This is a genomic window from Desemzia sp. AGC72, assembly GCF_057334175.1.
Genome location: NZ_JBHFIG010000018.1, coordinates 83,370 through 97,552 on the forward strand (window position 1 = coordinate 83,370; position 14,183 = coordinate 97,552).

The window sequence follows — 14,183 nt, forward strand, 5'->3', positions numbered from 1 at the left end:
TTAACGAGGTGAAAGCATGAGTAGAAGTGTTCAATTATTCGATGGTTTGTCAGATGAACAAGTTAAAAACATCTTGTCTACCGTCCCATCTAAGAAATATAAAAAAAATCATATCTTGATTTTTGAAGATGATCCCATTGATAGAGTCTACATCGTAAAAACTGGGATCTTAAAAATCTATCGTACCTATGAAGATAAAGAGATCATACTCGATTTAGTCAAAGAATATGAAGTGTTGGGTGAAGTAGAGCTGTTTTCTAAAAGTCCTGCTCTCTCTTCTGTAGAAGTCATTAAAGACGCTGAGATTTATCACCTTTCCCAATCAGATTTTATTGCGTTGATCTATGAAAATAAGACGATTTTAGAAAACATTTTTCGTATTCATCATCATCGTTTTGAAACGTTGAATGAATCTATCCGAAATTTAACTTTCTATAGTGCACACACACGTGTCTGCCGTTTGCTTCTGGAATTTCTTGAAGACAAGAAAGACGAAGACCCAACTGAATGGATCATAACAAATGTCAATCAAAGCATGATCGCCAGCATGGTCGGTGTAACCCGTGAATCTGTCTCAAAAGTTTTCAAAGATTTGCAAGACGAAAAGATTCTTTCTTTGAAACCGAAGTTGATTCAACTTCTCAATTTAGAGAAACTGCAGGATTATGCTAACAACTATTAGACTTCTAATGTCTATGTTCATCTTAATAAAGAAAGCGTTTTCTCACAATGAACCAACTAACAACTTTACTGTGAACATGATTACTCAAAATATGATAACGCCTTCATAACAGTTTTGCTTTTTCTCCTTTATCATGGGTACTAACACCAAATAGAGGAGGAAATGAACATGAGTTTTCACATTAATACAGAAAAAGGTCAGATTGCTGACATCGTTTTATTACCAGGAGATCCTTTACGAGCAAAATACATTGCTGAAACATTTTTAGAAGATGCCGTTTGCTACAATACTGTTAGAAACATGCTAGGCTATACAGGAACGTATAAAGGCAAAAAAATATCTGTACAAGGTACAGGAATGGGTATGCCATCCGCAGTTTTATACATCCACGAGTTGATCAATGATTACGGCGTTAAAACATTGATTCGTGTAGGAACTTGTGGAGCTCTTCAACAAGATGTCCACATTCGCGATGTGATCGTTGCACAAGCTGCTGCGACGGATTCTTCTCTTATCTATAAAGAAATGGCGCCTATTTACTTTCCGCCGATCGGAAACTACGAATTGATCAGCAATTCTTACACGATCGGAAAAGAAAAGGACATGAACGTTCATGTCGGAAATGTTTACTCTTCAGATTCTTTCTACGATGACAATGAAGATATCATGAAAAACATGGCTAAAATGGATGTATTAGGAGTAGATATGGAAACTGCTGGTCTTTACTACTTAGCTTCTAAATTCCATGTACGTGCCCTAAGTATTTTAACAGTTAGTGACCATTTACTGACAGGTGAACAAACAACTGCTGAAGAACGTCAAACAAGTTTCAATGATATGATCAATGTGGCTTTAGAAGCAGCTCTTAAATAAAAATATGTACCAAAATGGGGCTGGGAAATAACTCCCAGTCTCTTCTTTTTTACAAAATTGGTTTCGTAAACATGCTCAAAAAGACAGCCCGACATCCACTTCACGAATAATGCTCGAATGGTCTACGACCATTCGAGCATTATTCGTGAAGTGATTCGGGGCTAAGCGCCTTTTTTCCCACTCTCATTTTATTGTGTACGGCTGTTTTCGATGTCTTTTCTTAATTGTTCCAAAAACTTGTTTCCGGCTCTGGAAAAAACTTGGTGTTTTTTCCATACGATATTCAAGTTGACTTCTAGCGGAGGATCGAGTGGTCTGAAACACAATTCGTTATCGCCTTCTGTCTTTACCAAGTTGTCTAGACACAACGCATAACCAAAGCTCTCTTCCACCATCAACCCTGCATTGTAAATCAAATTATATGTAGCAACAATAGAAACATCTTCAATACTTTTCCCCAACCAGCCGGACAGTTCATTATTCACTGTACTTTGCCGGGAAACCAATAACGGTTTGTCGAACAGATCTTGCGGTTTGATGGTATCTTTTTCAACAAGAGGACTATCTTTTCTCATTAATACACCCCACCGATCTTTATACGGTAATTTGATGTAGTCATAGCGGCTTTTGTCTGTTGGATCAATGAAAATACCAAAATCCAATAATCCATTGTTTAATTTTTCCGAGATGTCATCAGCATTTCCGCTGTGCAAATGGATACGAATCGCTGGATAATTTTCTTGCAGCTTTTTAAGCGTCTGCACTACGAATCTCATGCCTTCCGTTTCCCCGCAACCGATAAAAATCTCTCCACTGATGTCATCTTCTGGTTCATTGAAGTTGCTTTCTGTCTTATCCACCAGTTCGACGATTTCTTTGGCTTTTTTCAGCAAATAATTTCCTTGATCCGTTAATGCGATCCCTCTATTTCCTCTTGAAAACAGCTTAGTCCCCAACTCTGCTTCCAATTCCTTCAGTTGTTTTGACAAAGCAGGTTGAGAAAGATGCAGCGACTGTGCAGCTGAAGAAATATTCTTTTCTGTTGCTGCTGCAATAAAGTAACGCAATACTCTGACATCCATAGTGATTCTCCTTAAATTAAGTATATGAGCTGGTTGATATGCGGCTCATTTTCTATATAGTACCAATCGAAGACAGAATTTGAAACGGGAATCCACAAAAAAAGACAGCTGTGCCTATTCATGTTGGCACTGCGGTCTTTTTTTGTGGTTGATTCTTCGATTAGTTGTCGCTTTTTAATTGAGACAAATGGAATTCCAAGTGTTCTTCGATAAACGTCGCAATCGTGTAATAACTGTGGTCATGGCCTTTTTGCATGCGAACCGTTAACGGATAATTTTTCTCATCCGCGGCCGCTGCAATCTTAGATGGCTGCAATTGTTTTTCATAAAAAGAATCAGCATCTCCTTGGTCGATCAAGACAGGGATTTCTCTGCCGTTATGACTCTTCAGCAGTTCTGTTGCATCCCATTCTTTCCATTTTTCTTGATCATCGCCTAGATATTCAGTGAAAGCTTTTACTCCCCAAGGTACTTCGCTAGGATTAACAATTGGTGCAAATGCAGAAATCGAACGGAATCGATCAGCGTTACGCAGCCCGATCACCAAAGCACCATGACCTCCCATGGAATGGCCGGATATAAGTTCTGGACCGGTCAATTGGAAATGGTCATGAGCAATAGCGGATAACTCTTTAGTAATGTAATCATACATTTGATAGTGAGGTGCCCATGGTTGTTCCGTAGCGTTGAGGTAAAAACCCGCTCCTTGGCCTAGATCCCAATCCTCTGAATCGGCTATCTGTTCGCCCCGAGGGCTGGTGTCAGGCATGATCATAGCCACACCTAAACGAGCAGCTGCTTTTTGTGCTCCAGCTTTATGCGTGAAATTATCATCGGTACACGTTAGCCCTGACAACCACCAAAATAAAGGCGGTTTGGAGAATGTTTCTTTGTTTGGCAAAAACAAACTGAACGTCATCGGACAGCCTAAGACGGTCGAATCATGACGGTATTTGTACTGCGTACCATCAAAAACAACATGCTCTTCAAGTAATTCTAATTGAGACATCAATATCCTCCTAGTATGAATTTAAATTGGAAAATAATTAGTAAGAAAGTACCGTACGAATTGATTTTCCTTCGTGCAGCAAGTCAAACGCTTCGTTGATTTGTTCAAATGGCAACGTATGTGTGATGAACGGGTCTAGTTGAATCTCGCCAGTCATGGCTTTTTCTACCATACCTGGTAATTCAGTACGTCCTTTGACTCCGCCAAATGCTGAACCGCGCCAAACACGACCGGTAACCAATTGGAACGGACGCGTGCTGATTTCTTCTCCTGCTCCGGCAACACCAATAACGACACTTTCTCCCCATCCTTTATGACAGCATTCTAAAGCTGAACGCATAACATCTACATTTCCAATACATTCAAAACTGTACTCTACTCCGCCATTTGTTAACTCAACAATCACTTCTTGGATCGGACGGTCGTATTCTTTAGGGTTTAAGAAATCTGTAGCACCCATTTCTTTTGCCAATGTAAATTTGTCAGGATTCGTATCAATCGCAATGATGCGTCCTGCTTTTGCTTGGACAGCTCCTTGAATGACTGCTAATCCGATCGCACCTAATCCGAAAACAGCGATCGTGTCGCCTTCTGCTACTCTCGCTGCATTGCTGACAGCACCAATTCCTGTCGTCACTCCGCAACCTAATAAACAAACCTTTTCTAAAGGAGCTTCTTGATTGACCTTAGCTACTGATATTTCAGAAAGCACTGTATACTCGCTGAACGTACTTGTTCCCATGTAGTGGTAAATTGGCTCTCCTTTGTAAGAAAAACGAGTCGTTCCATCAGGCATCAATCCTTTTCCTTGTGTTTCTCGAATAGCTTGGCACAAGTTTGTTTTGCCTGAAGTACAGTATTCGCATTTTCCGCATTCCGGTGTGTATAACGGAATAACATGGTCTCCTGGTTGAACCGAAGTAACTCCTTCTCCGATTTCGACAACGATCCCGCCGCCTTCATGTCCCAATACTGCTGGAAAAACGCCTTCTGGATCTGTACCGGATAATGTATACGCATCAGTATGGCACACAGCTGTATCTGTGATTTTAACTAATACTTCCCCTTTTTTAGGTCCTTCTACATCGATTTCTACGATTTCAAGGGGTTGACCTGGTCCGAATGCAACTGCTGCGCGTGATTTCATATTGTTGATCTCCTTTTATGTGTCCATTTTTCATTTAAATACGAGGAATACAGAATTGTTTACTTGCTTGGCTTTCCTCTAAATGTCTGTATCAAATATAACATGCTTATCTTTTGGCAACAACTTCCTTACTTAGATAAGGAAAAAACTCTTTTTTGCGCATACTATGAATGAAGTCTATTTTACGAAAGGAGTTTAGATGTGATCTTAAAAGAACGCACAAAATCGATTATTCTTCAAATTTTAGAATCATTGAATTATCGAAGCATGCTCACTTTTTTAGAGAAGAAAGACTATTTGAATCAGTTGAAAGGGTATGAAGGTGAAATTCAATTCGATCGTTACCTGGAAAACTTGCCTTGCAGCTGGTTGATCCTGAATGACTTGCGACTCAAAGAAAGCGGGTCAATGGTCCAACTTGATGCGCTGATTTTGACGAACGACACTATTTACCTATATGAAATCAAAAATTATTCCGGCAGCTATGATTACAAAGAAGATGCTCTCTACGCTCGATCTGATTTTGTGATTGTGAATCCTTTGACTCAAGTGCATAGAAGTCATCCTTTTTTATATAACCTGATTCGGAAGTTAGGCTATAAAATGAAAGTTGTTCCGCAAGTTGTCTTTATCCATCCTGATTTTTACTTGTATCATTTGCCAAGAGACAAACCATTTCTTTTTTCAAATCAGTTGAGCCCGCATTTTGAAAAATTAGCTGAGCAACATCATTCTGCAACAGTGACTACAAAAACAAAACAGCTCGCCAACAGATTATGCGAATTGCATGTATCCGATTATCGTCCGCTGGACTTGCCAGAATACGAGTATACCGGTCTGAAAAAAGGCATTTTGTGCCCAGTGTGTTTTTCATTTGAACATGACAATATGCGAGAAACTCGTATCTGTACAAGATGCGGGCACAAAGAATCGATCGCAAAAGCAATCATCCGCTCGACAGAAGAATTTCACCTGCTTTTTCCAGATCTTAAAGTTACCAAAAACCAGATTCATGACTGGTGCGGCAAAATTTACACCGAACAGCGTGTTCAACGGGCGTTGAGTGGTCATTATCTTTCTCACAGCAGCCGGAGATTCACATATTACGTCGTAGATAATCCGCTATTAGTCAAGTGAGAGACGAATCGATGCTCACTTGACTAATAGAATGGTCCTATTGATCAAGTGAGCATCAAATAAAGTCTCACTTGATTAATAGAGTAGTTCTATTAATCAAGTGGACAGTTTTTCAGCCTTCACTTGACTAATAGACTCTATTTTCATCATTTTAAGGCTAAGTCCTCACACAACAAATATGAGCTGGTGCGGTTTCAGTCATTATCTGAAATCGCAACAGCTCATATTGTTTTATTTAGCTAAAAAACGGCTTTTATTTCCTTTGTAAGTCATAAACAAGTTTTGCATCCCACGAGAGACAGCGGTATAAAGAATGCGCTGGTCGCGTTCGTCCGTATAGTTGTCCTCTGACACATCGTAAACTAAGACATTGTCGAATTCCAATCCCTTAGACAAGCTGATTGGCAGCACATTGATCGTGTAGGCAAATGGAAATTCTATATTCAAGTAATCCGTTAATTCTTTTGCTTCTTCCTCGGTTTTCGTAATAACCGTCAAAGCTTTTCCATCCAACTCCAATAAAAGCTGGTCAAAAACAGTTTTCAAATCCGCATTATCCGATACTTCAAACCATTCCGGCTCATTTCCGTATGGGCGTACCGGTATGATCTCGATTTGCTGATCACCTGAGATCAAACGACTAAAGACTTCCGTAATCGCCCCGCTGGAACGGTAGCTGTTCACTAAGTCGTACCGTTGAACATTTTTTTGTTTATTTTCAATGATTCCGGCGATTTCAGCAAATGTGATCGAAGAATTGAAAATTGCTTGATTCTCATCTCCAACCATCGTAAAGTCGCTCTTCACAAATAAGTCTGCTATCAAGCTCATTTGCGCTGGAGTATAATCTTGCACTTCATCGATTAAGACAAATCGCATCAATGGGAATGAGATTCTTTCGACGAACGTATTCATGATCAGCAGATAGGTTACTGCCTCGTCAACTGTCAGAACTTTTCTATCATGGACATACGATTCTTTTTGATAGTGAAAGTACAATGCATCAAATATTTGCTGCAGATCGACCCATTTGTTTTGTTCGATCCCTTTGGTGACGTTGCGGTATTTTTTCCGCAACAATTGCTCTCCATATTCGATTACTTTTTCTTCATTATCTTCTGTGATCAATTCCCCAAAATGCTTCATTTGATTTTTTTCAGACATTTCTAGGATCTGATCTTGAATCGCATGAGTCTTCGATTGGGCAATCAAGCGTCTTTCCCAATAACTCGCCAGACGGCTCTTCGTTGCTTGAATTCTATCAATCGTTGGACTAGATTCCGGCGTCGTTCGGTAAATATCCATCATTTTTTCTTTTGAAATGATGATTTTGCCTTTGTGCATCAAATCTTTGAACAGATCACCTTCAGCAGCCACGACTTCATTTGCTTGCTTAATGAAATCTACAAATTCAAGACTTCTCAACACTGCCGTCTGCTTATCAACAATTGGTTGGCTGATGCGCGAGAAGTATTCTTCTTCTGTTTCCATCTTCCAATTGACTTGTTGCCCGACAAATTGCAGCAACGTCATGTTCAACGGATTTTTCTCTCCTAAAGATGGCAGTACATTCGAGATATAATTGATGAATTGATTGTTAGGGGACAAAATCAATACATTGTCCGACGTGATCTCTTTGCGCAAAGAATAGAGCAAATAAGCGATCCGCTGCATGACGGTAGAGGTCTTCCCGCTTCCGGCAACTCCATTCACCAACAAGATCGGATGCTTAGTGTCTCTGATGATCACGTTTTGCTCGTTTTGAATGGTCGCCGTGATATCTTTCATTTGCTCAGTTGTGTCTTGCTCCAAGGCTTCCAGCAGCACATCATCTTGGATAGCCACTGTCGTATCAAAATAATTCAGCAAGCGTCCAGCTTCGATAATCAATTGTCGGCGGCTCTTGATCTCGACATCTATCGTATCTTGATTCACCTCATAAGATGAGTCTCCCAGAATATTGTTGTAAAACAACTCCGCAATCGGTGAACGCCAATCATAAATCAAGTTGTCGCCTTCTTCATCCGCAAATCCATTGATCCCGATATAAAACTCTTCATGAGGTTCATCATCCAAAAAGTCCACTGTCACTTTACCAAAATAAGGCGACTGCAATAACCGTTCCACTTTTTCCAATAACACAAGAGCTGCTTTTAGTTTGATGTTCATTTGGTCAATCTCACGGCTCTTCATTTCCAGCCCTAAAAAGGTATCTAAATTGTCCAATGTACTATCAAAATTCAAGCTGGAATCCCCTGACATATTTTTCAATGCCGCGATTCCCTCTGTCTTATTTTGCTCTATCGAATCCCTAAGTGTCTGTTCTGCGGCTAAAAGCCTTTCGTACACAAACTGAAGGTGCTTTTGCTCTTTCTTGAACTCTGTGTCAACCATCTGTGTTGCCCCCTGTCTGTTTAATAGCGAACAGTTATTGTACCGCCTTTTTGCTCAGTAATCAATAGATTCATTATTAAAATACGTTTTAGAAATTCTGATTTTCTTCTATTGATCAAATGAGTATCAATCAGCGTCTCACTTGATTAATAGACTGCCCCTATTAGTCAAGTGAGTAGTATTTTTGGTCTCAATTGACTAATAGGCCTGTTCTATTAGTCAATTGAATAACATTTCGCGCCTCAATTGACTAATAGCTCTTCTTACAATACAAATAGCCCTCTTGGAAACAGTAGTTGCTTCCAAGAAGGCCGTATTCAAAGTCGTTTAATCTAAACTAAAATCCAATATCGGTCCGACTGGAACGATTCCTGTCGGGTTGATGTTTTTGTGGCTGCGGTAATAGTGTTCTTTGATATGCTGGAAATTCACGGTTTCAGCAATTCCTGGCACATTGTACAATTCCCTCGTGTAGCGCCACAGATTTTTATAGTCGCGGATTTGTCGGATGTTGCATTTGAAATGGCTGTAATACACACTGTCAAAGCGAATCAGCGTGGTAAACAAGCGCCAGTCTGCTTCCGTGATCTGATCGCCCACTAAGTAGCGCTGGTTTTCTAACCGAGCTTCCAACTGGTCCAACGTTTTGAATAACCTGCCTACTTCTTCCTGGTAGACTCCTTCACTAGTAGCAAAACCTGCTTTATACACGCCATTATTGACGTTATGGTACACTAGTTCGTTGACCGCATCGATCTCTTCCTGCAGTTCTTTCGGGTAATAATCGCCTTCCTTGGATCCTACGCCATAAAAAGCTGTATTCAGCATGCGCATGATTTCAGAAGATTCATTGTTCACGATTTTATTTTGCTTCAAATCATACAGCATAGGTACTGTGACTCGCCCACTATAATTAGGGTCCACATGAGTATACAGCTCATGCAAGTAAGTCGCGTTGATCACAGGATCCGGGATAACGCCCACTGCCGGCTCAAATGTCCACCCGTTTTCTGCCATCAATGGGTTAACAACGGATACGGAAATCATGTCTTCCAAATGTTTTAATTTGCGCATGATCAAAGTTCGGTTCGCCCATGGACAAGCCATCGCTACATACAAATGGTACCGATTCGGTTCTGCTTTAAATCCACCTTCACCGGTTGGACCTGGACTGCCGTCTGGAGTGATCCAATTGCGGTATTGCGCTTCCGTGCGAATAAAACGCCCTCCGTTTCCTTCTGTGTCATACCACTGGTCGTGCCACTTGCCATCTACTAATAATCCCATAACTATCCCCTTCCAAATACTTTTCGATACTTCATTTAACTAAGTGTTTTCTATTTCAATTATAGGTGGAACGGCAAAAATTAACAAACGTGACAGTCACTGAGTGTTCTTGATCTCACTAATTACTTCTTAGAAAAAATTTTTTATCTCTAATTTCTTCAATTCTTTTTTGTTGATGAGGTAATCTGTTCCTTCCTTTACCAAAAAACCTTGTTGCTGGAATTGTTTTAATGTATGGATCAAATGTCGGTAACTGACTCCTAAAAATTCAGCAGTCTCTGTTTTTTTCTCCGTGTACATTCCATCGACTTCTACAGTTAATAGATACGTAGCCAATCTATACTTCAATTCATAATTCTGCCCATTCGTAAAATGATTGACCCGAATCAATAGTTTTTCAGCTAAATATTTAGACAAATAATTCATAAACTGATTGTCCTTCAATAAGACAGTTTTGGCGACTGACATGGGTATAGCCAAACAAACCAATGTATCGGCCGCCATGATATCTTTTGTCTGCTTTTCAACCTCTAATAATGACAGTTCACCAATCATATCCCTCGCACTGATGAACTGCAGCAAGGATCGTTTCCCGTTCTCATGGACCATATAAATCTTAGCTCGTCCTTGAAGAACAAAGTAAAGGTAATCAGGTTCTTCTCCCAAATTCATGACCATTTCTTTCGGCTCAAATTCAACTACTGATGCTTGGCGGACTATCGCAGTTGAATTACTTGCCATCATTTCTTCTAATGTCTGAATTTCTTTTAGAATATCAAGCTGATTCATATTTTTTATGGGCATTTTTTTCAAACTATCACCTCATAGTAGGATATATCTCCTATTAATATACTGTATTTGAGCGTAAATTAGTAGAGAGGTGAAAGAAATGAAAAAGTATAAATATTTGATTTTTGATTTAGACAATACATTGCTGGACTTTAATGATACAGAAGAACAAGCGCTTAAGAGTGTATTTAAAACATTCAACGTTCCAGAAACTGCTGAATCCTTTGATACATACAAATCAATCAATAAAGGCTTGTGGTCTTCTTTAGAAAAAGGAACAATCGCTAGAGAAGATATTTTCAATACTCGATTTGCCTTATTTTTTAAGGAATACAACTTGGATGTTGATGGGATAAAAGCAGAAAAACTATACCGTGGATTTTTGAATGACGGCTGCAAGACCGTTGAAAATGCCGATATACTTTTGAGCAAATTAAAGAAAAGAAACTATCAGATCTATGCAGGTACTAACGGAATGGGAATTACTCAAAGAAAACGATTAACGGATTCTGGACTGCTGCCCTATTTTGATGACCTGTTTATTTCAGAAGAAATAGGCTATGAAAAACCTGATCCTCGTTTTTTTGATACTTTATTTGATTCGTTGCATATTACAGATAAAGCATCTTGCTTAATGATTGGAGACAGTTTATCTTCTGATATTTTAGGGGCCCAAAACGTCGAAATCGATAGCGTTCTTTATGATCCAGAACAAATCCTATCGTCTTCAGCTGCAACTTATACTATAAATGACTTATTGCAAATTTATTCTTTATTAGAAGAGGGAAGATAGTCAGCTAGACCATCTTTTATTTCTGCTGTTTAGAATATAATAAAATCCCTTACTGCAGACAAGTGCTGCAGTAAGGGATTTTTAACATGGTTACCGATCTATCTTTCTGCTGCTTCTTCATTATCAAATGAGTAGCTCTTCTTTTTGATTCCAAAGTATATTATCATCAACCCATTGCTCACTAGTAGTAATGCTGCAAACAACCACACTGCTGTCGTCATAGATCCGCCGATCGAGATCGCATTTCTTAAAGCCTCGATTGCGTAAGTCATTGGCAAGTAAGGATACATGTTTTGGTAAAAACTGTTTGATAGTACGATGGGGTATGTCCCTCCAGAACTTGCCAGCTGCAAAATCATAAAGATCAGCATCAAGAAAGCACCTACTTTGCCTAAGACAACATTGAACAATGTCACCAATGACATAAAGGCCATCGATTCCAGTATCAAGAAACCTAAGACTTTTCCAGGAGAGATCGGGTCCATCCCTAATACATAAATCAACACAACAAAGACAATAAGAGCCTGCAAGATGCTCACTAAACCGAGAATCGACATTTTGCTTGCCCACCAAGCGATACCTGAAGTTGGTTGTGTTTTCGGCTTATAAGCATCAAACATCATATTCGCTGTCAAAGTTCCTACAAATAATGCTACGGACATCATATACGGGGCCATAGATGTTCCGTTATTGGCTAATTTGTCTTTATCTGTATGATGGGTCGTGACAGGATCCGAAACAGCTGCTGCTGCATCTTCCTTCGTATTCACTTCTCGAATCTGAGTTGCTCCATCAGTCAAACTATCTGACAATGTTGCTAAGCCGGCATCAACCTCTTTCAAAGATCCCGCAATTTTGGCTTCACCGTCCGCTAATTGTCCGCTTCCAGATGAAATTTGTTGAGCTCCATCGGATAATTGATCAGAGCCCTTTACTAATTTACTGCTGTTAGCTGCCAATTGAGAAGTTCCATTTGCCAACGTTTGTGCTCCAGATTGCAAAGCCGTTACTCCATTGCTTAATGTCGGGATTTTTTTCGCCACTGTTGACAGACCATTTGCTATGGCATCTGCTCCGCTTATCAAACCAGCTGAATTTCGGTCTAATTGATCGGCTCCGGCAGCGATTTGACTAGAACCTTCAACCAGTTGATCCACGCCTGTTACCAAAGCACCTGTTTTTTCATTCAACAACGTTAACCCGTTAGAAATTTGTGCTGCGCCGCTATTTAACGTGTCATTTTTTTCTGCTAATTCATTCGTACCTTCTAAAATCGACTGGCTTCCTTCTTGCAGTTGTTGCAAGGAAGCTGTCAATACCGGCACTGATTGATTCAATTGTTCCGTAGCTGCAGCGATACTTTGAGCAACAGGAGCAGCTTTTTGGGAAAGAACAGATACACTATCCACGATTGCTGTCAAAGATTCTGTTTGTACATCTGTCACTCTCACTAGTTGCTCTGTAGCTGTTTTCAGATCTGGTTCTGCTTGACTATTAAGTAACAAATCTTCTACCGCTGTCAACGTTTGGCTATATTGATTCTGCATAGTTGTTAAAACCAACGCTTGCTGTTCTTCTGTCAAATTCACTCCGCTATCTGTTAAAGCTTGCATGACCGCATCAGCGTTCACTGCTAAATCTGCTTCATAACTCGCTTCGATAGGATTTATATCAACCTCAGAATTTGAAGCTCCTAACACTTGTGAAACTTGTTTAACATACGATTGTACACCAGTCAAATATTGTTGCAATTGGTTTCTATTTTCTTCTGTTAAATTTACTTCCTTTAAATTATTGGCTAACTGGTTCGCTCCATCATTCAATTGATGGACTTGTGTGGGCAGATTTTTTGTCTGATCAACCACTTGAGTCAACCCGCCATTCAACTGTTCAGTACCCTCGTTGACCGCACTCACACCAGATGTGTACTGTTGAATTCCATTTTCCAAACTGGATGCTCCAGCATCTAGTTCACTAATTCCCGTTGTCAACAGAGGTATCTGTTCTGAAAGTCCATGAAGTCCGTTATTCAATTGAACTGCACCAGTAGACAATGACCCCACACCGTTTGTGTATTGCAAGACTCCATTAACCAAAGTAGTGCCACCACTGTTTAACTCATTGATACCCGTTGTTAAAGCAGGGAGGTTTTCTGACAAGGCATCGATTCCTGTTGACAATTGATCTGCTCCATCATCAATTTGAGCGACGCCGGCCACGTAGTCTTTCAATCCAATACTCAACGTTTGACTGCCTTCTGCAAATTCCAGCGAGCTGGAAGCCAATGTTTCCAAATTGGTTTGAATCGACTCGCTGGCGTCCGCTAATTGAGTCGTTCCGTCTTTCAGTTTTTGACTGCCTTCTGACGCTTCTTCCATACCTGATCCTGCATTGCCAAATTGTTCCAATATAGTCACTGTATACATTTCTGTGACTTGATTGGAGACTTGGCTTTTCAATTCGGTGATCGCTGAAGCCGCCATTTTAGAAGCAGTCAGATTTCTTCCTTGTGTTGTCTGGTAATCCACGACCATTTGCTCCGGATGGTCGGACAACAATGTCGTGGCATTCTGAGAAAAGTCCTCTGGGACAGTGAGTTTTAAGTAGTAATCCCCTTTAGAGAGTCCTTCATTCGCTTCTTTTTCCGACACAAAATGAAAGTCTAAGCTTTTGCTCTCTTTTAAATTATCTACCAGCTGATTTCCGATTCCCAACGTTTTTCCTTGAAAATCCACTACCTCATCTTTATTGACTACCGCTACGGGTAACTGATCGACATTTCCATAGGGATCCCATAGAGCACCCAAGAAAATCAGATTATATAAAGCCGGTATTAGAGCTATAACACTCAATACAATGATAAGAAATTTATGTTGTGCGATAAATTTCCATTCTTTTTTTATCATGACACTACTTCCCTCTTTCTTTTGTTCTAACCTATGCCTAAATTATTTTCAACAGAACATTTTTAGACACTTGTAAAACTCATA

11 protein-coding genes are annotated in these 14,183 nt (G+C 39.9%); 4 read left to right on the forward strand and 7 right to left on the reverse strand.

Features of this window, described 5'->3' with window-relative positions:
- Nucleotides 1–16 precede the first annotated feature (16 nt).
- The gene (locus ACE025_RS08010; RefSeq protein WP_485939181.1) at nt 17–682 is read left to right on the forward strand and encodes a Crp/Fnr family transcriptional regulator; all 666 of its coding nucleotides are present in this window, start codon (nt 17–19) and stop codon (nt 680–682) included.
- A 168-nt stretch (nt 683–850) separates the two neighbouring features.
- A complete protein-coding gene (gene deoD, locus ACE025_RS08015) occupies nt 851–1,555 on the forward strand; it encodes a purine-nucleoside phosphorylase (RefSeq protein WP_485939182.1) in 705 nt (234 codons plus the stop codon).
- Between the two features lie 188 nt (nt 1,556–1,743).
- Here deoD and ACE025_RS08020 read toward each other — a convergent pair whose 3' ends face one another.
- From ACE025_RS08020 to ACE025_RS08030, 3 genes are all read right to left on the reverse strand, one after another.
- Nucleotides 1,744–2,637: a LysR family transcriptional regulator gene (locus ACE025_RS08020; RefSeq protein WP_485939183.1), complete on the reverse strand. Its 894-nt coding sequence runs from the start codon at nt 2,635–2,637 to the stop codon at nt 1,744–1,746.
- A 160-nt stretch (nt 2,638–2,797) separates the two neighbouring features.
- Nucleotides 2,798–3,646, reverse strand: a complete 849-nt coding sequence (gene fghA / locus ACE025_RS08025; RefSeq protein WP_485939184.1) for an S-formylglutathione hydrolase — start codon at nt 3,644–3,646, stop codon at nt 2,798–2,800.
- Nucleotides 3,647–3,683: 37 nt separating this feature from the next.
- Nucleotides 3,684–4,793, reverse strand: coding sequence for an S-(hydroxymethyl)glutathione dehydrogenase/class III alcohol dehydrogenase (locus ACE025_RS08030; protein ID WP_485939185.1), 1,110 nt, complete (start codon nt 4,791–4,793; stop codon nt 3,684–3,686).
- A gap of 201 nt (nt 4,794–4,994) precedes the next feature.
- Between ACE025_RS08030 and ACE025_RS08035 the strand changes: the two genes are divergently transcribed.
- Complete coding sequence (locus ACE025_RS08035; RefSeq protein ID WP_485939186.1) at nt 4,995–5,930, forward strand: nuclease-related domain-containing protein; 936 nt, start codon at nt 4,995–4,997, stop codon at nt 5,928–5,930.
- Between the two features lie 231 nt (nt 5,931–6,161).
- Here the strand turns inward: ACE025_RS08035 and helD are convergent, their stop codons facing one another.
- The 3 genes from helD to yeiL all read right to left on the reverse strand — a co-directional run bounded on the left by helD (nt 6,162) and on the right by yeiL (nt 10,415).
- Nucleotides 6,162–8,324: an RNA polymerase recycling motor HelD gene (gene helD / locus ACE025_RS08040; protein ID WP_485939187.1), complete on the reverse strand. Its 2,163-nt coding sequence runs from the start codon at nt 8,322–8,324 to the stop codon at nt 6,162–6,164.
- A gap of 327 nt (nt 8,325–8,651) precedes the next feature.
- Entirely contained in the window at nt 8,652–9,611 is a 960-nt protein-coding gene (locus ACE025_RS08045; protein ID WP_485939188.1) for a glutathione S-transferase family protein, read from the reverse strand.
- Between the two features lie 129 nt (nt 9,612–9,740).
- A complete protein-coding gene (gene yeiL, locus ACE025_RS08050; RefSeq protein WP_485939241.1) occupies nt 9,741–10,415 on the reverse strand; it encodes a transcriptional regulator YeiL in 675 nt (224 codons plus the stop codon).
- Nucleotides 10,416–10,500: 85 nt separating this feature from the next.
- Here yeiL and ACE025_RS08055 point away from each other — a divergent pair, with 85 nt between their 5' ends.
- Nucleotides 10,501–11,193 (forward strand): YjjG family noncanonical pyrimidine nucleotidase, encoded by a 693-nt coding sequence (locus tag ACE025_RS08055; RefSeq protein WP_485939189.1) that lies wholly within the window; start codon nt 10,501–10,503, stop codon nt 11,191–11,193.
- 98 nt (nt 11,194–11,291) lie between these two features.
- On the opposite strand, the gene ACE025_RS08060 is transcribed toward ACE025_RS08055, so the two are convergent.
- A complete protein-coding gene (locus ACE025_RS08060; RefSeq protein WP_485939190.1) occupies nt 11,292–14,099 on the reverse strand; it encodes a YhgE/Pip family protein in 2,808 nt (935 codons plus the stop codon).
- Nucleotides 14,100–14,183 lie beyond the last annotated feature (84 nt).

Bases quoted from the DNA above. Each gene is read 5' to 3' on its own strand.
- ACE025_RS08010 (WP_485939181.1), top strand. From the start codon at position 17: ATGAGTAGAAGTGTTCAATTATTCGATGGTTTGTCAGATGAACAAGTT.
- deoD (WP_485939182.1), top strand. From the start codon at position 851: ATGAGTTTTCACATTAATACAGAAAAAGGTCAGATTGCTGACATCGTT.
- ACE025_RS08020 (WP_485939183.1), bottom strand. From the start codon at position 2,637: ATGGATGTCAGAGTATTGCGTTACTTTATTGCAGCAGCAACAGAAAAG.
- fghA (WP_485939184.1), bottom strand. From the start codon at position 3,646: ATGTCTCAATTAGAATTACTTGAAGAGCATGTTGTTTTTGATGGTACG.
- ACE025_RS08030 (WP_485939185.1), bottom strand. From the start codon at position 4,793: ATGAAATCACGCGCAGCAGTTGCATTCGGACCAGGTCAACCCCTTGAA.
- helD (WP_485939187.1), bottom strand. From the start codon at position 8,324: ATGGTTGACACAGAGTTCAAGAAAGAGCAAAAGCACCTTCAGTTTGTG.
- ACE025_RS08045 (WP_485939188.1), bottom strand. From the start codon at position 9,611: ATGGGATTATTAGTAGATGGCAAGTGGCACGACCAGTGGTATGACACA.
- yeiL (WP_485939241.1), bottom strand. From the start codon at position 10,415: ATGCCCATAAAAAATATGAATCAGCTTGATATTCTAAAAGAAATTCAG.
- ACE025_RS08055 (WP_485939189.1), top strand. From the start codon at position 10,501: ATGAAAAAGTATAAATATTTGATTTTTGATTTAGACAATACATTGCTG.
- ACE025_RS08060 (WP_485939190.1), bottom strand. From the start codon at position 14,099: ATGATAAAAAAAGAATGGAAATTTATCGCACAACATAAATTTCTTATC.